The organism is Vagococcus fluvialis (assembly GCF_003337315.1).
Taxonomy (GTDB): Bacteria; Bacillota; Bacilli; order Lactobacillales; family Vagococcaceae; genus Vagococcus; species Vagococcus fluvialis.
Map to the genome: position 1 here is coordinate 44,427 of NZ_QPJV01000007.1, position 21,634 is coordinate 66,060.

Genomic DNA, 21,634 nt, shown 5'->3' on the forward strand with positions numbered 1-21,634 from the left:
TATGTTTAATAAAGTTTTAATTGCCAACCGAGGAGAAATTGCCGTTAGAATTATTAGAGGCTGTCGTGAGTTAGGTATTAAAACAGTAGCTATTTTTTCAGAAGCTGACCGAGATGCCCTGCATGTAGAGATGGCTGATGAGGCCATCTGTATTGGGCCAGCTAAAGCGACTGATTCTTACCTTAACATGCACTCAGTTTTAAGTGCTGCCATTGTTAGTGGAGCAGAAGCAATACACCCAGGATTTGGATTCTTAGCAGAAAACAGTATGTTTGCTGAAATGTGTGAAGAATGCCAAATTAAATTTATTGGACCAATGCCTAAAACGATTGATTCAATGGGAAACAAAATTAATGCGCGTAAATTAATGATTGAAGCCCGTGTTCCTGTCATTCCAGGAAGTGAAGGCGAAATTTCAACATTAAAAGAAGCGAAGACAATTGCTGATGAAGTAGGATACCCAATTATGTTAAAAGCTGCTGCTGGTGGTGGTGGAAAAGGAATTCGTAAAGTATTAGAAGAATCTGAACTTGAAAAACAATTCCAATCTGCTCAACAAGAAGCCTTAGCTGCTTTTGGTAATGGCCAAATGTACATTGAAAAAGTAATCTATCCAGCACGACACATTGAAGTTCAAATTTTAGGAGATCATTACGGAAATATCATTCACTTAGGTGAAAGAGATTGTTCACTTCAACGTAGTAATCAAAAAGTATTAGAGGAAGCACCAGCTTTTGGTTTATCTAATGAATTAAGAGAAATGATGGGTGAGGCAGCTTTAAAAGCAGCTCAAGCTGTTAATTATGAAAATGCTGGTACAATCGAATTCTTAGTGGATTTAGATAATAATTTCTACTTCATGGAAATGAATACGAGAATCCAAGTGGAGCATCCGGTAACTGAAATGGTTACTGGTGTGGATATTGTTAAGTGGCAATTAAAAATTGCCGCTGGTGAAAAACTAACACTCAAACAAAAAGATATTACTTTAACAGGACACGCCATAGAATGTCGAATTAATGCAGAAAACCCTGCTTTTAATTTTGCACCGTCTCCTGGAACAGTTAACAATCTATTATTACCTAGTGGTGGAATTGGTTTACGTGTTGATAGTGCTATGTATAACGGCTACTCAATACCACCATTTTACGATTCAATGATTGCTAAGGTAATCGTTCACGGGGAAAACAGAATGGAAGCTTTAGCCAAAATGCAAAGAGCTTTGTCAGAACTTGTGACAGATGGTTTAGTAACTAATCAAGATTTCCAACTAGATTTAATTACTCATCAACAAATTATTGATGGGAAATACGATACTAGTTTTTTACAAGAAACATTCCTGCCAGAATGGCTTAAGTAAAATAGGGTGGGTTAAAAGTTGTTATGAAAAGAGCAGACTTTTTATCCCCTGACTAGAAAAAATATATGATTTTCAAATAATAAGAGAAGGAGGAGAGATATGGGGTTATTTAAAAAAAGAGAATATATTCGTATCACTCCGTCCCAATCAGAGAAAAAAGAAAGTACTCAAGCTAAACCTTTCGTCCCTGATGGGGCTTGGGAAAAATGTCCAAGTTGTCATAAACCACTTCATAAAAAAGAACTTGGAGCAGAAAGAACCTGTCATAATTGTGGTTATGGTTTTAGAATTGCTGCTAGTAGACGATTAAAATTGATTGTTGATGAGGATTCATTTGAAGCGTGGGATACAGATATTGCTTTTAGAAATCCAATTGACTTTCCAGATTATGAAGATAAAGTTCAGAAAATGAAAGACAAACTAGAAATGGATGAAGCTGTCATCACTGGTCGTGGCAAAATTAATGGTCATGAGGTTGTTATTGGTGTGATGGACAGTCGATTTATTATGGGGAGTATGAGTAGTGTTGTTGGGGAAAAAATTACACGTGCTTTTGAGAAAGCTTTAGAACTAGAACTACCTGTTATTATGTTTACCGCATCAGGTGGGGCTAGAATGCAGGAAGGGATTTTATCTCTTATGCAAATGGCTAAAATTTCAGGAGCAGTCAAGAAACATAGTGAAGCAGGCTTGTTTTATATTACAGTTCTAACAGATCCAACAACAGGTGGGGTTACCGCAAGTTTTGGAATGCAAGGGGATATTATTCTAGCAGAACCTCAAACAATGATTGGATTTGCTGGAAGACGTGTAATTGAACAAACTATTCGTCAGAAATTGCCTGATGATTTCCAAAAGGCAGAATTTTTATTAGATCGCGGATTTATAGATAAAATTGTGCCAAGAAATGAATTAAGAAGCACTTTAGGTTTACTCCTTGAGATGCATCAGAAGAGAGGTTAGAAATCATGGAGAAAACGAAAACAGCTAATGAAATAGTTAAGCTAGCTCGCCAAGCTGATCGAGTAACTTCCTTAGAATTCATCGACATGATTTTTGATTCTTTTATTGAACTTCATGGAGACAGATACTACGGAGATGATGGGGCTGTTGTTGGAGGCATCGCCTATCTTGATTCACTTCCAGTAACTGTTATAGGTGTTCAAAAGGGTAGAACTTTAGAAGAAAATATTGCAACTAATTTTGGTTCGCCAAGTCCAGAAGGTTACCGAAAATCTTTACGATTAATGAAACAAGCTGAAAAATTTAATCGACCAATTATTACATTTGTTAATACGCCAGGTGCTTTTTGTGGAATTGAAGCAGAAGAACGTGGTGAAGGAGAAGCAATTGCGAATAATCTTTATGAGATGAGTCAATTAAAAGTACCAGTCATTTCAATTTTTACTGGTGAAGGTGGTAGTGGTGGTGCTATTGGACTAGCCGTTGCTAATGAAGTTTGGATGTTAGAACATAGTATTTATTCTATTCTTTCACCTGAAGGATTTGCTTCTATTCTTTGGAAAGATAGCTCAAGAGCAGAAGAAGCTGCAGAAATCATGAAATTAACATCTTATGATTTAAAAGAGTTACATGTAACAGAAAAAATCATTCCAGAAATGGATGGGGATACTAAAATTAGCCCAGAAGATTTGGCAATGACAATTAAAGATGAATTAATTGATAAACTAGCTGAGTTAAGACAATTAACAAGTGAAGAGCTAATTGAACAACGATATGAACGATTTAGAAAATTTTAAAGTCAAAAAAGAGTAAAAAGTTACTCTTTTTTTTGGCTTTTTTTATGGATTTATAGGTATAATGACTATACGTAAAAAATGAAAAGAGTGATTAAAAATGAAGCCATTGTTATTTGGAACAAGTAAAATTAATGACCAAGGGATATTAGAAATTGGAGGAGTACAAGCAACGGATCTAGCAAAAGATTTTGGGACGCCATTATTTGTCTATGATACAGCTCTTATCAAAAAACAAGCTCAAGGATTTAAACAAACCTTTGAAGAGTTAGGTGTTAAACACCGAGTGATATATGCCAGCAAAGCTTTTACCTCAAAAGCTATTTATCAGCTATTACAAAAAGAAGGCTTAGGTTTTGATGTTGTGTCTGATGGTGAGTTACATACAGCACTTGTGTCAGGTGTAAATCCAGACATGATAGAATTTCACGGGAACAATAAATCTTATTCAGAACTTTTAACAGCTGTTGAAGAAAAAGTAGGCATGATTGTTTTAGATAATTTTCATGAATTAGAGCTTTTAAAAGCTATTACAAAAGAAAAAAAACAAATACAAAAAGTCATGTTACGAGTAACACCAGGTGTGGATGCTCATACTCATGATTATATTTTAACCGGTCAGGAAGATTCAAAATTTGGTTTTGATGTGAAGAGTGGTCAAGCAGCCAATGCTTTTGAAAAAGTACAAGAAAGTCAATATTTACATCTTTCTGGTATTCATTGTCACATTGGTTCTCAAATTTTTGATACAACAGGTTTTTCATTTGCTACAGAAAAAATGCTTGAAATTTTAATGGATTGGCAAAAAAAGTATGATTATGTAGCTGAAATTCTAAACTTAGGTGGAGGATTTGGTGTTACTTATACATCTGAAGATCATCCGCTTCCTGCTAAAGACTATGTCAAACAAATGGTTGAGAAGGTTAAAGAAGAGTGTGATAGATTAGACTATCCATTGCCAGAAGTTTGGATTGAACCAGGACGTTCTATAGTTGCAGAAGCAGGGACAAGTCTTTACACAGTTGGTTCTAGAAAAGATGTAGAAGGTGTTAGAAATTTTGTAGCAGTTGATGGTGGCATGGGAGATAATATTAGACCTGCTCTTTATGGTTCTAAGTACAATGCTTTCCTAGCTAATCGTGCCCTAGATGAACTAACAGAAATTGTTACTTTAGTAGGAAAATACTGTGAAAGTGGCGACAAATTAATTGAAGATTTAAAATTACCTAAAGCAAAACCAAATGACTTAGTTGCTATGACAACAACAGGAGCTTACGGCTATTCAATGGCAAGTAATTATAATAGAAATCAAAAACCAGCTGTTGTCTTTGTTGAAAATGGTAAAACTCAATTGGTTGTCAAAAGAGAAACGATTGAAGACGTGGCAAGATTTGATTTAGATTTGAAGTAAGGAATATAGATTTACAAATTAATTCTCATCGGTTATGATGAAGACAATGTGAGAGAGGAGTGTTGCTCAATGAGTGAAAGATGGTCAGAAGAAGAATTAGAGGATATTAAAGAAGATATTGTAGCCTCTTTAGAATCAGTAATTGATCCTGAATTAGGAATTGATATTGTCAACCTAGGACTTATATATGAAGTGAATTTAGATGATGATGGTTATTGTGAAGTCAAAATGACTTTAACAACAATGGGCTGTCCACTAGCAGACGTCATCACAGAACAAATCCACCAAGCAGTCAGTGAAGTGGATGAGGTGGAAAAAGTAGAAGTAAAACTTGTTTGGTATCCGGCATGGACGACAGATAGAATGAGTCGATATGCTAGGATTTCTTTAGGGATTAAGTAGTTTAAACTTGTTTTTTGAGTTTATAGATACTTTACATATGTTTAAGAAACAGACTGAATATCACAATAATAACTCTTTTATCAATTTTTAAAATTGATGAATGAGTTTTTTTGTATGTAAAAAAGAGCTATTAATAAATTATTATGATTATTTCTCAAGTATTTAGAATAAAAATAAAAGTACCTAAACCATTTAACAGTTTAGGTACTTTTTTTATTTAATATTTTGAAATGTATCAAGATGAATTAAATGCAGTGATTCAGACATCTTAACATGATTATTAAATGAAAACTTTGCAGTTAAATTAGGTAAAGAGTTAAATAAGTAAATCTCTTCATTTTTAGGATCAAGCGAAATTTCATAACTTTCGTAATAATCAGATAAGTTATCAATCGTTTTCAAATATTGTTCTACGTTTATGGCGTCTTTAATGAGTGACATAAAGCTATCTTTGATATGGTCCACGATACTAAAATCAATAGTGCCATCTTTTAAAATATTATTATCATAAAAATAAGTATCAGCTTGTTCACTTGTATCATGGATTAGCATATTGTCGACATAATATTTATAATTCCAACAAACCATGTCATATAAGCATTCTTCATTAGATAATTTTTCATTATCTAACCAAATTGTAAATTCAATGTTTGTTCGATTTAATTGTTTTTCTTTTTCTACTTCAATTATTTCTTTTAAGTTGTTTAATTTTAATGTTAGCAAATCATATTCTTGTGAGTTTAAGCACATGTTAGGGGCCTCCGAAAATAAATTATTGTTCGATTTATTTTACAGTCTAATGAAAAATTTGATTATTTATTTTTCGTCATTTTTATACAATAAAAAATAAAATAAAAGCTTAAAATTATTGTAAAATAAGTGGATTATTATTAGACTAGGAGCATTTTATGAGGAAGATATATTTTTCAATACTATTAATTGTTTTCTCTATTTCCATGGTTCAAGATATAGGGATTGCTTCAGAATCAAAACTAAAATTAAGTGTTCCATTAAATGATTGTACAGAGATTATTAAAGGAAATTATAAATTTATGACTTTGGTAAATGATGAAGATGCCACATACAATTTTACGGACTCAAAAGAGAACCTGGAAGAATTTACTGAAAAAAATAAAGTTGTTACTAAAGTAGAAGATAAGTCGACTACTTCAGTAACTATGTTTTTAGTTTTTATCATAGTTGCTAATGTACTTGGTTTATTAATTTATTTTGTAAAAAGAAAGGGATAGGTCTAACCTATGGCTTTTACTGATTTTAATAAGGGAGATAATTCATATGCTTTTTAGAGACAACTATTTTTTTAAGCATAAACATAAACTTGTAAAGGTGAGTATTGCTTCTGATAAATGGAATCACCATTTTAATAAAACTTTGATTATTCCTAAAAAAACAACTGAAAAAGAATTGAAAGAAATTTTAGAACAATCTTTAGGTCCACTTGAAATAATATCAATTATTGAGGAGAGAGTTTTATGCTTAATTAACCCAGAAGAAGAAATGGTACGACGAAATGAAAAAAATATTATTGATGATGTCTGGAAAGATGGTATTGAATTTAGTGTTGCTGTATATTTTTCAAGAAAGAAAACAGCTTATTTTTCAATAGTTGGAGATTGGAAAACTACTGAATCTGAAATAAGAGAATTAATGTCATTCTTATGTCTTGATGTATACGAAGTACATGTGGATGAAATTGGAGATTGCTAGGTTAAAAGAGAATAGTTATTGTAAAAAATTCACTAAAACTTGTTATACTAACAATATACTATCGCAAAGGAAGAAAACCTGATGCAAAATAAATGGGAAAGATTTTTATTATCAAAAAAACAGGTGCTTAAATTAGAAATATTTTCAATGTTTGTTAAAGAAAATCATATTACTTTATTAATGGTGGAAGAAAAGTTTAATATTACGAAAAGAGTTGCAAAGAGTCTATTAAAAGAACTAAGTGAAGAAATTAATGATGTGGAAGGTAATGAAACTTTTCAGCTAATACACAGAGATCATAATTATTACATAGGTCCAATTTTTGACAGTATTATCTATTCGAATACTTACTATACTATTAGAACTAACTACTATCAAAATTCATCTTTATTTTTAGTTATGATGTATATCTTAGAAAAGAGAAAGAGTTCGGTAGCGGAAATATCTAATGAACTTGTATATAGCCAATCGTACTCTTACAAATTAGTAGATTCGATAAATGAATTTTTAGAAGACATGGAAGTCCAAGTAACCATTCAAAAAAATGATAATGGCATAGAACTAGTTGGAGTAGAAACTGAAATTCGTTTGATGCATTATTATTGCTGTATATTTGGTTATAGTACTTTTGAGTGGCCGTTTCAATCGTTTACGCAAAGTAAAATTGAAGTACTACAAAATTTTACCAATTATATGAGAGATAGAGTATTCTCTAAAAATAGCAAGATTAAACGTTCAATCATAGATTCGATTTATATGATGGCTATTGAAAAGGGAAAGAAAACAGAGCGATTTGACGATGCTTCACTTGAAATTTTTTCATTACTCAAAGATGGAATACAATTAAAATCATTAATCAATTACATGAAGAACAATACGTCATTAAATGAAAATGATATTGAGTATGAATTATGTAATTTATTATTTTTGGTTAATCATATATTACCTGAGTATTTGACGATGGAAGAAAAAATTATTTTAGGAGCAAAATTTTCTGAATTAAAAAATAATAAAGTTGTAGATTTAGCTTTGAAAGCATTAGACGTTCTACCCGAATTCAGTTTTGTTTCATTAGAAAGTAAAAATTATTTTATTTTTGAGTTGGTCGTGAGAGCCATAACATTTAAATATTTTTCAATGTGGAAATTTAGTTTAGAGTTTTCTATGAGGGAGTTTCCGTTAGAAATCCAAAGGGAATCATTTAATCAGTTATCAGAGATATACAGTGAATATTTAGAAAGTGATTCTCTTAATTATTATGTACGGAGGATAGTTGAAATTTCATCTCCTTTTGTACTATTTAAATATGGAAGCTCTATTAAGGTCTATACAGAATTTACTTATAAACCACACTTTAAATTAATTCTCGAATCAACTATCTTGTTCTCCTATAAAGAAAATGCAATTGAGATAGTACATGACATCAATGATGCAGATGTTGTCATTTCAGATAGTTACCCAAATGTGGAAGATATTGAGTATTTTTACTTTTCAGACATTTATGTAAAACAAAATTGGGAAGAGTTAAATAGTTTCCTTCAAAAGAAAATGTTACAACGAGGTTTTAAACCTGTATAAAATAATTAGTCATGGTGTTTTAAATATTATTATGTTGGATGATAATATTTAAAATACTGTGGCTTTTTTATATATTTTTAGTTATTTTAAATTAAACTTTGATATACTAATTCGATTTAGTGATACACTAAAGGAAATACCCAAAAGTAAAAAGAAGTAGACATACAGGAATAATTAATAAGAAATTAGAAAAGAGGTATTTAAAATGAAATGGTATGAAAATAGAATCTTGTCAGCAAAAAATGGAACGAATCCTATGGTCATTAAGGAACTCAAAGGCGGATATGTTGTATTCGGGGATGTTCAATTCTTACCAGGCTATTGCGTACTTCTACCTAAAAAGGAAATCAACTCATTAAATGACTTAACTTTAATCGAAAGAGAGCAATATTTGTTAGATATGTCTATTGTTGGTGATGCTCTTTTAGAAGTTTGTCAGCCTTTAAGAATTAATTATGATATTTTAGGGAATACAGATAATTATTTACATGCTCACATATTTCCTAGATATGAATGGGAACATGAATCTCAAAGAAAAATGCCTGTATGGCTATATGACAAATCAAATTGGTCAAACAAAGAGACTGCATACGATTCTAAAAAGCATGATAACTTGAGAAACAGAATATTAAAATATTTAGAAGATAACTATTAAATGTATAAGAGGTAATGAGATGAGAAATATTTATTTTGTAAGACATTCACTAAGAGATTTTACCATCAGAGATGATAGAAATGTTCCTTTAACTAGTGACGGCAAAAATCTAGCTAGGAAATTAGTACCTTTTTTCTTAGATAAAAATATAGAAAAAATTTATACAAGTCCTTATTTAAGAGCTGTTCAAACCATTGAGCCAGTAGCAAGTCAACTCAATATAGAACCTGTACTATTTGAAGATTTAAGGGAAAGAAATGTAGGAAAATGGGTAGAGAATTTTTCAGAATTTAGTAGAAACCAATGGAATGATTTTGATTCTAAATTAGAGGATGGAGAATCATTAAATGAAGTTAAAAAAAGAATGCTGGCTACTTATAATGATATATTGAGAGAACAGGATTCTAATGTGATAATTAGCGGTCATGGAACTTCCTTAGCGATATTATTTCATGAAATTACAGAAGGAAAATTCGGTTTCCGAGAATTTAATGAGATGAAAATGCCTGATATTTATTGTGTAAGCTTTAACGATAATAGAATAGTAAAGTTTGAACACAAAATGATTTAGAGGTTATGTGAATTTAAAATTGATTGGAGAATAAAATGAAAAAAATATTGAGAAGCAAAAGTATTTTATTACTAGAAATTTTATTATTGGTACTTTCAATTTGGAGCTATTTTTATCCCTGGGAGTATAAATACTCGTGGGAAATTTCGATGTCTAATCCAACAATTACTAGTATTTTTCTGTTAACTCTAATTTCAACTACTATTTTGGCAATGATCGAGAAGAATAAGTTGATCTTAATAAGTAATTTAATAGTAATTATAGTTTTTGTGGTTTCATTTGTTTCTATTAATCTCTACTTGGAATAATTTTTAATTTAATTTTTTTAAGTAATATAAAAGGAGTTTTTACATGTCAATATCTTTTGAACTATTAGATGCAAGTAATAAAGAATGGGATAATGTTGCTAATCAAATTTCTCAGGTTACTTGGAGAGCAGGAAAGTTCTTATCAGAAAAAATGCACTCTAATTATTTTACAGATTGGGAAAGAGTGATTGTTGGAAGAAGTAGTGAAGGAAAATTAACATCCTTTTGTGTTGTTAGTAAAAAAGATGGTTTAACTGACAATAGAATTTCGCCCTTTATTGCTTATGTATTTGTTTCTGAGGAATATCATGGGTATCGTTTGTCAGAAGAGCTATTAAACATAGCGGTAAACTATTTAAAGGAGCAGCAGTTTAAAGTAGCTTTTATCGTCAGTGGAGAAATTGGTTTGTATGAGAAATATGGCTATAAAAAGCTCAAAAATCGTACGACAATACATGGAGATATTGAAAATTTATTTGAAAAACATCTTAAATAAATAGGTAACACTTTCATTATTTTATTAATGAAGGTGTTTTTTATATAGGGGTTATTTATTCTAAATGAATAGAAAAAACGATTGTTACCGATAACATATTGAAGCGCTTTCTTAAGTTTGTTATACCTATAAGTAGTTATATAAAGGAGTGGTAGCTTTTGATAGGAAAAGATTTTCAAAGGAAAAAAATGTTTTTAGATGTTCGTTTATTTGTTTTGGTATTATTTTTTTTATTTGTAGGTGTGACGTCATACTCGCAAGCTGCAGAACCTGAAACTAAAGTTATTATTCATTATGAAGCTCCAGATAAGGAAAAAGACTTAGAGAGAACAATTTGGTTATGGGCTGATAATGAAGCTGGTCAAGAATTAGCATTTACAGGTCAAGATAAATTTGGTAAATACGCAGAAGTTAGTGTACCAGGGATTCATGAAAAAGTAGGGTTTTTGATTAAGTCAAAAGGGGATTGGTCATATCAGTCACCTGATCAATGGATCGATACCTCAAGTGGGAAAGTTCATGTTTGGTTAGATAAAGATGGTGAGCTATCTTATACACCTAAAAATGAAGAAACTGCTCCTAAGACAGATAAATTAAATGTTAGAGTGCATTATTATAGAAGTGCTAATGATTATGACAATTGGAATATATGGTATTGGTTAGAAGGAAAAGATGGAAAACAAGCTGCTTTCGCTGAAACAGATTCCTTTGGCCAAGTTGCGGAATTTGAATTAAGTGGTGAAGATTTTTCAAAATTTAATTTTTTAATTAGAAAAAGTTCTGCGACTAATGAATGGGAAGAAAAAGATGGTGACGATCGAGTCGTTTATGTTTCTCAAAATCAAAATGAAATGGATGTTTGGATTATGGAAGGAGATAAAATGGTTTATGGATCGTCTGATTTTATCGTAAAAGATCAAGGTGTTAAAGGAGCTACAATCGAGAAATTATCTCAAATAGATGTTACTTTCACGAAGAAGGAAGAACTAGAAAATTTGCAAAAATATTCTATTAAATTGATGTCTGAAGGTAAAGAAATTGCGATTAAAAACATGACAGGAGATAAAGAAAAACTAACCAATCGTGTTTCAATCGAAGTAAACGAAGTTATTGATTTACAGAAAGAATATTATATTGTAACTGAAAATCAAGATAAAATACCTGTTGGATTAGGTGGTGTTGTAAGAACCAGTGAATTTGATGAAACTTATGCTTATGACGGTAAATTAGGAGCTCTTTATTCAAAAGAAAAAACAGACTTTGTTCTTTGGGCACCAACAGCAAGTCAAGTTGAATTAGTTCTCTATCAGGATCAGACAGAAGCTAGTCCCGAAAAAGAGAGCATTGTTATGGAAAGAAAAGAAAAAGGAACTCATAAAGTGAGTGTTCTAGGTGATCAAGCAGGTACAGCTTATACTTATCGCTTAACATTCCCTGATGGAAAAGTAAATGAGTCAACAGATCCATATGCAACATCAGCAATTGTTAATGGAAATCATTCAGTAGTGGTTAATCCAAATGAAGTAGCTCTAGAAAATTTCAATCGAATGCCAGCTTTTACAAATCCAGTTGATGCTATTATTTATGAAGCTCATATAAGGGATTTATCTATCTCTCCAGATAGTGGTATTAAAAATAAAGGTAAGTTTTTAGGTGTTATTGAAGAAGGAACAAAAAATGAAACTGGTCAGTCAACTGGTTTAGATTATATCAAATCACTTGGTGTGACTCACGTCCAATTTTTACCAATGTATGATTACCAAACTATTGATGAGAGCAGACCAAATGACCCACAATACAACTGGGGTTATGATCCTAAAAATTATAACGTCCCTGAAGGTTCATACAGTACTGATAGTACAGATCCGACAAAGCGTGTTACAGAGATGAAACAGATGATTAAAGGACTTCATGATAATAATATTCGAGTGATTATGGATGTTGTTTACAATCATGTATATGAAGCAGGTAGTCATGCTTTTAATAAAACTGTACCAGGTTATTACTTTAGATATAATACTGATGGTAGTTATGCCAATGGAACAGGTGTTGGAAATGATGTAGCTTCAGAGCGTAAAATGGCTCAAAAATATATAGTTGATAGTGTAATATATTGGGCTGAAAATTATAATTTAGATGGTTTCCGTTTTGATTTAATGGGTATATTAGATGTGGAAACCATGAATCTGGTTCGTAGTGAATTAGATAAAATCGATCCTTCTATTATTATTTTAGGAGAGGGATGGAATATGGGAACTCCTCTAGATGATTCTCAAAAGGCTATTCAGAAAAATGCAAATATTATGCCAGGAATTGCCCACTTCAATGATTCAATTCGTGATTCAGTTAAAGGTAGTGTTTTTGATAGAACAGAACCAGGTATGATTAATGGAAAATCTGAATTAGAAAAATTAGTTGCTCAAAATATGTTAGGTGCAAGTGGTTTAGAGGGATACACGAGTCCTTCCCAAGTTATACAATATGTAGAAGCGCACGATAACTTAACTTTATACGATAAATTAAGTTTGACTAATCCAACTGATACTAATGAGCAAAGAATAAAACGCCATTCATTAGGAACAGGAATGATGTTAGTATCTCAAGGAGTACCGTTTATTCATGCAGGACAAGAATTTTTACGTACAAAAGATGGAGATGAAAATAGTTATAAATCACCAGACAGTGTGAATCAATTTGATTGGAGTCGACCAGAAATCTATCGTGATTCTGTTGAATTATTTAAATCTCTAGTATCCTATCGAAAAAATGAGCCACTTCTTCGCATAGATAATTATAATGATATTAAGGATAAGGCCAAACTTGTTAAAGCCGAAGACAATATTATTATTTATGAGTTGAAAGGTGAAGAAAAAGAATTATTAATTTCTATTAACGCAAATGAAGTAGAAAAAGAAATTGATAAACAACTAACCAAAGATTTTAAAGTAGTATTGTCTAATCAATTAGAAAATGAAACTTATCAGGAAGGTGTTATGCTGCCACTCAGTTTAACTGTCTATGAAAAATCTTTAACAACCGAAGAAACTAAAACAAGTGAATCTAAAGAGACAGAAGAAACAAATAGTACAAAAGAAAAAGAGAAAGAAACTGAAACAAGTACAAGCGATTCTTCACTAACTAAAAGAAATTCAGAGAATTTACCAAAAACTGGTGAAAAGAAAACTATTTTTGCTATAGTTGGCTTATTAACGCTTGCAAGTGGCTTTTTACTATTTAGAAAACGATTATAAAAATTAAATAAAATTTTAGTGAAACAAGAGTAATTTGATATTTGCTCTTGTTTTTTTTGTTGCTCTTTTTTCAATGATAATCATAGTGCTTAAGTCTGATTACATCATTTATAGAGAATGTTATTCTAAAGTAGTATAGTTAAGGAGGGCATTTAAAATGACTAAGTTAGTGTTGCTACATAGGTTAGGTCAAACTGGTGCAGATTGGTATGGTGTTACTAACAATTTAAAACAAAACTATATGATTATTGATTTTTTACTAATTTAGATACTGATTCAGAAGTCACACTAGAAAGTATTTATTTAGAAGTATCTAAAAAGCTTGATGAATTAACTGAGCCTTTTTATTTATGCGGCCTGTCCTTAGGTGGCTTATTGACATTAATGTATATAACTCGAAAAAGAAATGATAATCTTAAGGGAATTATAGTATCAGGTGCTATTTATAAATCAATTCCTAATTGGTTAAGTATTTTTCAGAGTTTTGTTTTTAAAATAATGCCAAAATCAAATTTTCAATCAATGGGATTAAGTAAAAAACAAGTTATAAATTTAATGAAATCAGTTGATATTAATTTAGAAACTGACTTAGCTAAAGTGGAACTACCTTCTTTAATTATTTGCGGTGAAAAAGATAGAATTAATATGAAATCATCAAAAGAAATAAACAAACTCATAAAAAATTCAAATTTACAAATAATTGATAACGCTGGTCATGAAATAAACAAAGAGCAACCTTTAAAGTTTGCTGAAGTACTTAATAATTTTATCAATTAAGGTAAAACAGTGTAAGGAGAGATGTTTATGAAAACAATTAATGACTACAAAAATAATTTTAAATCAACTGATTTAAAGGATCAGGTTAAGGAGTTTTTAATATATTATAAAAAAGAAGATATAATAATTCATTCTTTTGAAGTTGCCGAAGAAGCAAAAAAATTAGCTGAAAAGTTTAATGAGTCTTCTGAAAAAGCATTTATAGCAGGTTTATTACATGATATTAGTGTTGTGATACCAAATGAGGAAAGAGTAGAACTTCAAGAATATTTAAATGAAGAAGTATTAGAAGAAGAAAGAATACTACCTATGATTCTTCATCAAAAACAATCAGTTTTTATCGCAAAAGAGCTGTTTGGAATCAAGGATAAAGAAATTCTTTCGGCCATAGAGTGCCATACAACTCTAAGAAAAGATGCTAGCCATTTGGATAAAATTGTATTTATTGCGGATAAAGTTAAGTGGGATAGAGATGATAGTGCTCCTTACTTAGTTGAATTAAACAAAGCATTAAAAAGTTCACTTGATGATGGTTGTCGTGTTTATATCAATTGGGCTTTATCAGATATTATTGTTATGCATCCTTGGCTTAGTAGTGGAATGTCTGATTTAGGTATGATATGCAAGTAGTAATAATTTATATAGAAAGTAGGATCAAAAATGAGTAATTATACGTTAAGTGACTATGAAGCAGCTAAAAAATCTTTGAGTTCAACATTAAGAAAAATAGAAAAAGCAATTGTTTTACTGGAAGAAAAGCAAGCTGAAGGGAAAAATTTAAAAGCTCAAATAATTTTATCTAAGGAGAGAGTAAAAGCTCTTAGCATATCACTAGACTTAATTGAGAAAGAAATCATTAATTTAACTAAAATCTAAATGTTAAATTAACGCGAGTTATTGAAAACGTTCTCTTAAAATGGTATAGTGCTCATGTGAAATAAAAATAAAAGGAGTAGATTTATTAATGAAGAAAACAAAATGGATAATAAATCGGTTGTTGGTTTTAACTTTATTATCTGGAACAATTGGTTCGACACTTCCTGTTATCTCTTATGCAGAAGAAGTCCAGAATCAAGTTGTAGAAACTCAAGAAGTTCCTACAAAGGAAACAGACGAGCAACTGACTCATGTAACAGAGGTTGAATCTAAGGAAGTTGATACTCAAACGTCAACAGAAAATACTGATGATCAAATTATTACTCTTCCAAAAGAGATTCAATCAACAACTGAAACTAGTATTGATGAATCTAGTAAATCAGAAATAAAAAAAGAAGTTAAGGAAAGTAAAAAAATTCCAGTTCAAATTCTTGGGATTAACGATTTCCACGGTGCATTAAGTTCAACTGGTACAGCAAGCATAGAATCTCGCTTTAGTAAGGTAGGTAAATCATTTTACCTAGCAAGTGAATTTAATGCTGCAAAGGCAAAATTTATGGCTGACAATCCAGATGGAGAAAGTATTCGTGTGCAAGCTGGGGACTTAGTTGGAGCAAGCCCTTCTAATTCATCTCTTTTACAAGATGAACCAACTATTAAAGCAATGAATCGAATGAATATCGAATATGGTATTTTAGGAAATCATGAATTTGATGAAGGATTAGATGAATTTGACCGTATTATTAAAGGTGGCGCTGCAGTTGGTGATTACTTTAATAGTATTACTCAAAACTATCCGAAAGAACCTTCAACTATGCAAATTCTTTCAGCTAATATTTTTGAAAAGGATGGTTCAATACCAAAAGGATATCAACCATACGCTGTTAAAGAAATAGGTAGCGGGGATGATAAAGTAAAAATTGGTTTTATTGGAGTTGTAACTGAGGAAATCCCTAACTTAGTTTTAAGAAAACATGTTGAAAATTACACATTTGAAGATCCTGCAACAGCCATCGTTAATAATGCAAAAATTTTACGTGAAAAAGAAGGCGTAAATGCTATTGTAGTTATTGGTCATACTGGAGCAACTCAAAATGGCAGCTCAATCTCAGGAGAAACTGCTGGAATTATTGATAAAATGAATCAAATAGATCCTGAAAATAGTGTAGATGCTTATTTTGCGGGACATAGTCATTCTTATGCAAATGCAGAGTACAATGGTGTCCGTGTAATTCAAAGTACTGCACAAGGGAAAGCATTTGCAGATGTCGTTGGTGAAATCGATGTTGAAACAAAAGATTTTGTTAATGCACCAAGTGGTGTTGTTAAACCAGTTTTAAACGATGTATCTACACCAGTTTCTTCTTTAGTACCAGACGCAAGTGTTAAAGCATTAGTTGATGAAGCAGATACTTTAGTTGAAACAGTAACTGAAGAAATTATCGGTAAATCAGCAACTAAAGAGACAATTTCAAGAGCTGTGAATAATGGAAATGATCAAGAATCGGCAGTTGGAAATTTAATTACTGATGGTCAATTACAAGCTGCGAGAAAAGAAAACTTTGATGGCGGCGTTCACTTTGCCATGACAAACAATGGGGGCATTCGTGCTGATTTAGAAGTTGATCAAAATGGAGATATTACATGGGGAGCAGCTCAAGCTGTACAACCTTTTGGTAATATTATGCAAGTGGTATCAATAAAAGGTTCTGATATTGTTGAAGCTTTGAATCAACAATTCAAAGAGTTTTACTTCTTGCAAATAGCTGGTATGAGATACACATATACTGGTGAAAAAATTGAAGAAAAAGACGAATCCGGAAAAGTTATTAAAACAACAGATACAAGAAAAGTTAAAGATGTATTTGAAGTAACTGCTGATGGAAAAGAAATTCCATTAGATTTAGAGAAAAATTATAATATTGTAATAAATGATTTTCTTTTTGGTGGTGGTGACGGATTTACAGCCTTTACTAAAGGTTCTTTATTAGGAGCACTTGACCCAGATACAGATATTTTTGTTAAGTATATTAAAGAATTGAATGTGGTTTCAGCTAAAGTTGAAGGTCGTAAAAAAGTAGCAACTGAAAGTAAAGACAAACAATTAACCATTATTGGTACAACTGATGTTCACGGAAATCTATGGGACTTTTCTTATGAAGATAACCAACAAAAGGATTTAGGCTTAGCTAAAGTAAGTGGCTATGTGAATGAAGTTCGTAGTGAAAAAGGTCAAGATAATGTTGTATTAATTGATAGTGGTGACATGATTCAAGGAACTATCATGACAGATGAACTGTATAATGTTAAAGCAGATTTACAAAAAGATGTTCATCCAATGATTGCCGGCATGAACTACATGAAATATGACTCAATGACTTTAGGGAACCATGAGTTTAACTTTACAACTGATTTAATTAAAAAAGTTGAAAAAGACGCCAAATTCCCAATTCTTTCAGCTAATACTTATGTGAAAGAAACTGGTAAAAACTTTGTAGGTAGCTACACTATGGTTAAAAAAGATGGCTTAAACGTTGCTATTTTAGGCCTAACAATTCCAGATATTCCTCATTGGGAAGGTGGAAAAGTAGATGCTTTAGAGTTTGTTGGTTTACAAAAAGAAGCTGAAAAGCAAGTTAAATTAATCAAAGCTAATGAGAAAGCAGATGTTATTATTGCAAGTATTCATGCTGGATTAAATAATAGTAAACCAGAAAGTGCAGCAAAAAATGTAGTTGAAAATGTTCCAGAAATAGATGCTTATCTAATTGGACATGATCATGCAACAATTGCTACTCACTTAAAAGATAAGAATGGTGTTGACAAGCCTATTGGAGCTTCAAGAGATACAGGGGTTCAAGCCTCACGTATTGATCTAAATCTTGAGCAAGATGACAAAGGTAAATGGAATGTAAAATCAAGTGATGTTATTAATAAAGATATGAAGGGGATTCCAACAGATAATGGATTAAGAGAAGCTACTAAAAAGTATCATGAGACAACATTAGAATTTATTAATGCTGAGATTGGCCAAGCTAGTGCTGACTTCTTACCTCCACAACGTATTAAAGGAATTCCAGAAGCTCAAATGCAACCAACAGCTTTAATCTCTTTAATTAACAATGTTCAATTAAAAGCAATGGATGCAGATATTTCTGCAGCAGCTTTATTCCAAGCAAGTAGTGATTTACCACAAGGTCCAATAACATATTCAAATATTTTTAATATTTATAAATATGCGAATACGTTAGTTGGTGTTGAAATTACAGGTACTAAATTAAAACAATATATGGAAAAACAAGCCGAGTATTATAACCAATATCAAGAAGGCGACTTAACTATTAGTTTTGGTGGGCCTAAAGAAGGGAATAATAAAATTCGTGCTTATGACTATGATATGTTCGTAGGTGTTGATTACAAGATTGATGTGTCAAAACCTGTTGGAGAAAGAATTGTTGATTTAACATATCAAGGAAAAGCTATTAAGGATGACCAAACATTTAAATTAGCAGTTAATAATCACCGCTTTAGTGGTTTAGTGTCATCAGGTATTGTGAAAGAGTCTGATATTTACAAAGAATCAGATCCTGTGACCCTTAGAAATATGATTGTGGACTATATTAGAGAGCGTGGAACGATTAACCCTGAAGATGAAATTCATAGAAACTGGGAAATAATCGGTGCACCAGATTTAAATCATTATGTGAAACCTTTAGTAGTTGAAAAAATTAATAACGGAGAAATTGTGATTGAATCTAGTCCAAATGGTAGAACACCAAATATCAATACAATTCGCATTAGTGATTTATTGAAACAAGGTATTTTAACTGAATCAGATTTAAATAAAAAATCTTTCTCTGTGTTACATACTAATGATATGCATGGTCGTATGGCGCCAGAGTATAATGCAGATAAATCAGTTCAAAATACAATTGGTATGGCAAAATTAAAAACATTTAAAGATACTGAAATGCCAACATTGATGCTTGATGCTGGAGATGCTGTTCAAGGATTACCATTATCAAACTTCTCTAAAGGAGAAGACATGGTTAAAGCAATGAATGCTGTTGGATATGACGCAATGGCAGTAGGTAACCATGAGTTTGATTTTAGTTATGAGCAAGCAATGAAGTATAAAGATCAATTGAACTTCCCGATTTTAGCAGCAAATATTTATAAAGATGGTAAGCGTTCATTCCAACCATATACTCATATTAAAAAACAAGGAATGAATTTCTTAGTTATTGGATTAACAACACCTGAAACGTATACAAAAACACACCCAAATAATATTAAAGGTGTAGATTTTGAAGATCCAATTCCTGAAGCGAAAAAAGCCATTAAAGAAGCTAAAGCAGAGTATAAAGATGTTAAATTTGATCAAATTATTTTTGTCACTCATTTAGGTATTGATGGTTCAACACCTGAAAAATGGAGAAGTACAGGAGTTGCTAAAGCCTTAAATGATGATGTAGAGCTTAAAGATGAAAACATTATGTTTGTTGACGGACACTCTCATACACCAATGCAAAATGGCCAAGAAGAAGGTCGTGTTAGAGTTGTTCAAGCTGGAGATCACATGAAATATGTAGGTAAAGTTGATGTGAAACAAGATGAAGCACCATCTGTATACGATGCTAAATTAATTCCAGCAAAAGATTTCTTACATGTAGCAGAAGACCCAGAAGTTAAAGCTATAGTTGATAATGCTATTAAAAACTTTGATGATGTGAATAAAGAAGTTTTACTAAAAGATAATCCTTATTTATTAAATGGTGTCAATGCTAATGTTAGAACGAGAGAAACAAACTTAGGAAACTTGTTAGCAGATGGTATTTATAACTACGCTCAAACAGGATTCTCTAAACCTGCTGACTTCTCAATTATTAACGGTGGTGGAATTAGAGAAAGTCTAAAAGTTGGAGATATTCAAAGAGGAGACGTTGTAACAGTTCTTCCATTTGGTAATATCATTTCTCAAGTTGAAATTAAAGGTTCTGACATTTATAAAATGTTTGAAGTATCCGTTCGTTCTGATGTTGTAAAAGAAAATGGCCAAGTTGTTTTAGATGAAAACGGTTTACCTAAATTGGGTAGAAATGGTGGTTTCTTACAAATTTCAGACTCAATTAGATTCTACTATGATTCTAATAAACAAGGTGTTGTTCTTAATAAAGAAGGAACAGGAGCCGAAGTTGAGGGAGAACGTGTCTTTAAAGTAGAAATTAAAAATAGTAAAACAGGTAAATTTGAAGCAGTTGATAAAGATAAAACATATTATGTAGCAACAAATGATTTCTTAGCAGCAGGTGGAGATGGCTACTATATGCTTGGTGGAAATCGTGAAGAAGGCCCTTCTTTAGATGCTGTCTTTTCAGATTTCTTGAAAAACGATGTGGTAGTTGATGCTAAAGAAACTAATAAAGATAGAATTCCATTATCTAACTATAGTGAAGAGTTCCCTAACAGTGGAAAAGGAAGTCGTATTATTTCTAAATTAGATAAAGCGGAACCAATCGAATTAAATTTAGTAGAATTAGATAAAGCAATCCTGTCAGCGGAGAAAGAAAAAGAAGCGACTTATACAGCGAAAAGCTGGAAACCGTTTGCTGAAAGTTTAACAGCAGCTAAAAAAGTTCAGAAAGATGCTAAAGTAGAAGGTACAACAGTAACACAGGCACAGGTAGATAAAGTAACAACAGACCTAACAAAAGCTCAAAAAGATTTAGTAGCAAAAGAAAAACCAGAAGCGTTAAACTTAGTAGAACTAGACAAAGCAATCCTGTCAGCGGACAAAGAAAAAGAAGCAACGTATACAGCGAAAAGCTGGAAACCGTTTGCTGAAAGTTTAACAGTAGCTAAAAAAGTTCAGAAAGATGCTAAAGTAGAAGGTACAACAGTAACACAGGCACAGGTAGATAAAGCAACAACGGACTTAACAAAAGCTCAAAAAGATTTAGTAGCAAAAGAAAAACCAGAAGCGTTAAACTTAGTAGAACTAGACAAAGCAATCCTGTCAGCGGACAAAGAAAAAGAAGCAACTTATACAGCAAAAAGCTGGAAACCGTTTGCTGAAAGTTTAACAGTAGCTAAAAAAGTTCAGAAAGATGCTAAAGTAGAAGGTACAAAAGTAACACAGGCACAGGTAGATAAAGCAACAACAGACTTAACAAAAGCTCAAAATAACTTAGATAAGAAAAATTCTGGAAGTGGAAATAACAACAACTCAGGAAATACCAATAACAATGGTGGTTCTGGAAGTACTGGTAATGGTTCGGGAGGTAATGGAAAAACTACCTATCCAACAGAAAAATTACCACAAACAGGTGAAACAGAAAGTCATGCTAATGTGATTGGTTTCATTTTACTTGGCACAACAGTTGCATCAGCTTACCATGTCTTTAGAAAACGAGATGAAGAAGTAGCATAAAAAATAAAAGGTAGGAGAATTTTCTCCTACCTTT

General features: G+C 31.6%; 17 protein-coding genes. 16 read left to right on the forward strand and 1 reads right to left on the reverse strand.

Annotated elements, in window-relative coordinates:
- Position 1: 1 nt before the first annotated feature.
- The 5 genes from DFR54_RS08170 (at position 2) to DFR54_RS08190 (ending at position 4,930) form a co-directional block, all read left to right on the forward strand.
- Positions 2-1,360: an acetyl-CoA carboxylase biotin carboxylase subunit gene (locus DFR54_RS08170; RefSeq protein WP_114289797.1), complete on the forward strand. Its 1,359-nt coding sequence runs from the start codon at positions 2-4 to the stop codon at positions 1,358-1,360.
- A gap of 99 nt (positions 1,361-1,459) precedes the next feature.
- The gene (accD, locus tag DFR54_RS08175; RefSeq protein ID WP_086342668.1) at positions 1,460-2,323 is read left to right on the forward strand and encodes an acetyl-CoA carboxylase, carboxyltransferase subunit beta; all 864 of its coding nucleotides are present in this window, start codon (positions 1,460-1,462) and stop codon (positions 2,321-2,323) included.
- A 5-nt stretch (positions 2,324-2,328) separates the two neighbouring features.
- A complete protein-coding gene (locus DFR54_RS08180) occupies positions 2,329-3,120 on the forward strand; it encodes an acetyl-CoA carboxylase carboxyltransferase subunit alpha (RefSeq protein WP_114289798.1) in 792 nt (263 codons plus the stop codon).
- 97 nt (positions 3,121-3,217) lie between these two features.
- Positions 3,218-4,528 (forward strand): diaminopimelate decarboxylase, encoded by a 1,311-nt coding sequence (gene lysA / locus DFR54_RS08185; protein ID WP_114289799.1) that lies wholly within the window; start codon positions 3,218-3,220, stop codon positions 4,526-4,528.
- 69 nt (positions 4,529-4,597) lie between these two features.
- Positions 4,598-4,930, forward strand: a complete 333-nt coding sequence (locus tag DFR54_RS08190; RefSeq protein ID WP_114289800.1) for a metal-sulfur cluster assembly factor — start codon at positions 4,598-4,600, stop codon at positions 4,928-4,930.
- Between the two features lie 213 nt (positions 4,931-5,143).
- Here DFR54_RS08190 and DFR54_RS08195 read toward each other — a convergent pair whose 3' ends face one another.
- Complete coding sequence (locus DFR54_RS08195) at positions 5,144-5,680, reverse strand: hypothetical protein (protein ID WP_114289801.1); 537 nt, start codon at positions 5,678-5,680, stop codon at positions 5,144-5,146.
- A gap of 158 nt (positions 5,681-5,838) precedes the next feature.
- On the opposite strand from DFR54_RS08195, the gene DFR54_RS08200 reads away from it, so the two are divergent.
- The 11 genes from DFR54_RS08200 (at position 5,839) to DFR54_RS08250 (ending at position 21,600) form a co-directional block, all read left to right on the forward strand.
- Entirely contained in the window at positions 5,839-6,180 is a 342-nt protein-coding gene (locus DFR54_RS08200; protein WP_114289802.1) for a hypothetical protein, read from the forward strand.
- 46 nt (positions 6,181-6,226) lie between these two features.
- Positions 6,227-6,658: a hypothetical protein gene (locus DFR54_RS08205; RefSeq protein ID WP_114289803.1), complete on the forward strand. Its 432-nt coding sequence runs from the start codon at positions 6,227-6,229 to the stop codon at positions 6,656-6,658.
- 81 nt (positions 6,659-6,739) lie between these two features.
- Positions 6,740-8,236, forward strand: a complete 1,497-nt coding sequence (locus DFR54_RS08210) for a helix-turn-helix domain-containing protein (protein WP_114289804.1) — start codon at positions 6,740-6,742, stop codon at positions 8,234-8,236.
- 205 nt (positions 8,237-8,441) lie between these two features.
- Positions 8,442-8,891, forward strand: coding sequence for an HIT family protein (locus DFR54_RS08215; protein WP_114289805.1), 450 nt, complete (start codon positions 8,442-8,444; stop codon positions 8,889-8,891).
- Positions 8,892-8,910: 19 nt separating this feature from the next.
- A complete protein-coding gene (locus DFR54_RS08220) occupies positions 8,911-9,462 on the forward strand; it encodes a histidine phosphatase family protein (protein WP_114289806.1) in 552 nt (183 codons plus the stop codon).
- 351 nt (positions 9,463-9,813) lie between these two features.
- Positions 9,814-10,266, forward strand: a complete 453-nt coding sequence (locus DFR54_RS08225) for a GNAT family N-acetyltransferase (protein WP_114289807.1) — start codon at positions 9,814-9,816, stop codon at positions 10,264-10,266.
- A gap of 158 nt (positions 10,267-10,424) precedes the next feature.
- Positions 10,425-13,517, forward strand: coding sequence for a type I pullulanase (pulA, locus tag DFR54_RS08230; RefSeq protein ID WP_114289808.1), 3,093 nt, complete (start codon positions 10,425-10,427; stop codon positions 13,515-13,517).
- Positions 13,518-13,814: 297 nt separating this feature from the next.
- Positions 13,815-14,294 carry a serine aminopeptidase domain-containing protein gene (locus DFR54_RS08235; protein ID WP_227259483.1) on the forward strand — a complete coding sequence of 160 codons (480 nt, stop codon included), beginning with the start codon at positions 13,815-13,817 and terminating at the stop codon, positions 14,292-14,294.
- 27 nt (positions 14,295-14,321) lie between these two features.
- Positions 14,322-14,924 (forward strand): bis(5'-nucleosyl)-tetraphosphatase (symmetrical) YqeK, encoded by a 603-nt coding sequence (gene yqeK / locus DFR54_RS08240; RefSeq protein WP_114289810.1) that lies wholly within the window; start codon positions 14,322-14,324, stop codon positions 14,922-14,924.
- 30 nt (positions 14,925-14,954) lie between these two features.
- Positions 14,955-15,170: a hypothetical protein gene (locus DFR54_RS08245; RefSeq protein WP_114289811.1), complete on the forward strand. Its 216-nt coding sequence runs from the start codon at positions 14,955-14,957 to the stop codon at positions 15,168-15,170.
- 88 nt (positions 15,171-15,258) lie between these two features.
- Positions 15,259-21,600: a 5'-nucleotidase C-terminal domain-containing protein gene (locus DFR54_RS08250; protein ID WP_114289812.1), complete on the forward strand. Its 6,342-nt coding sequence runs from the start codon at positions 15,259-15,261 to the stop codon at positions 21,598-21,600.
- Positions 21,601-21,634: the final 34 nt, after the last annotated feature.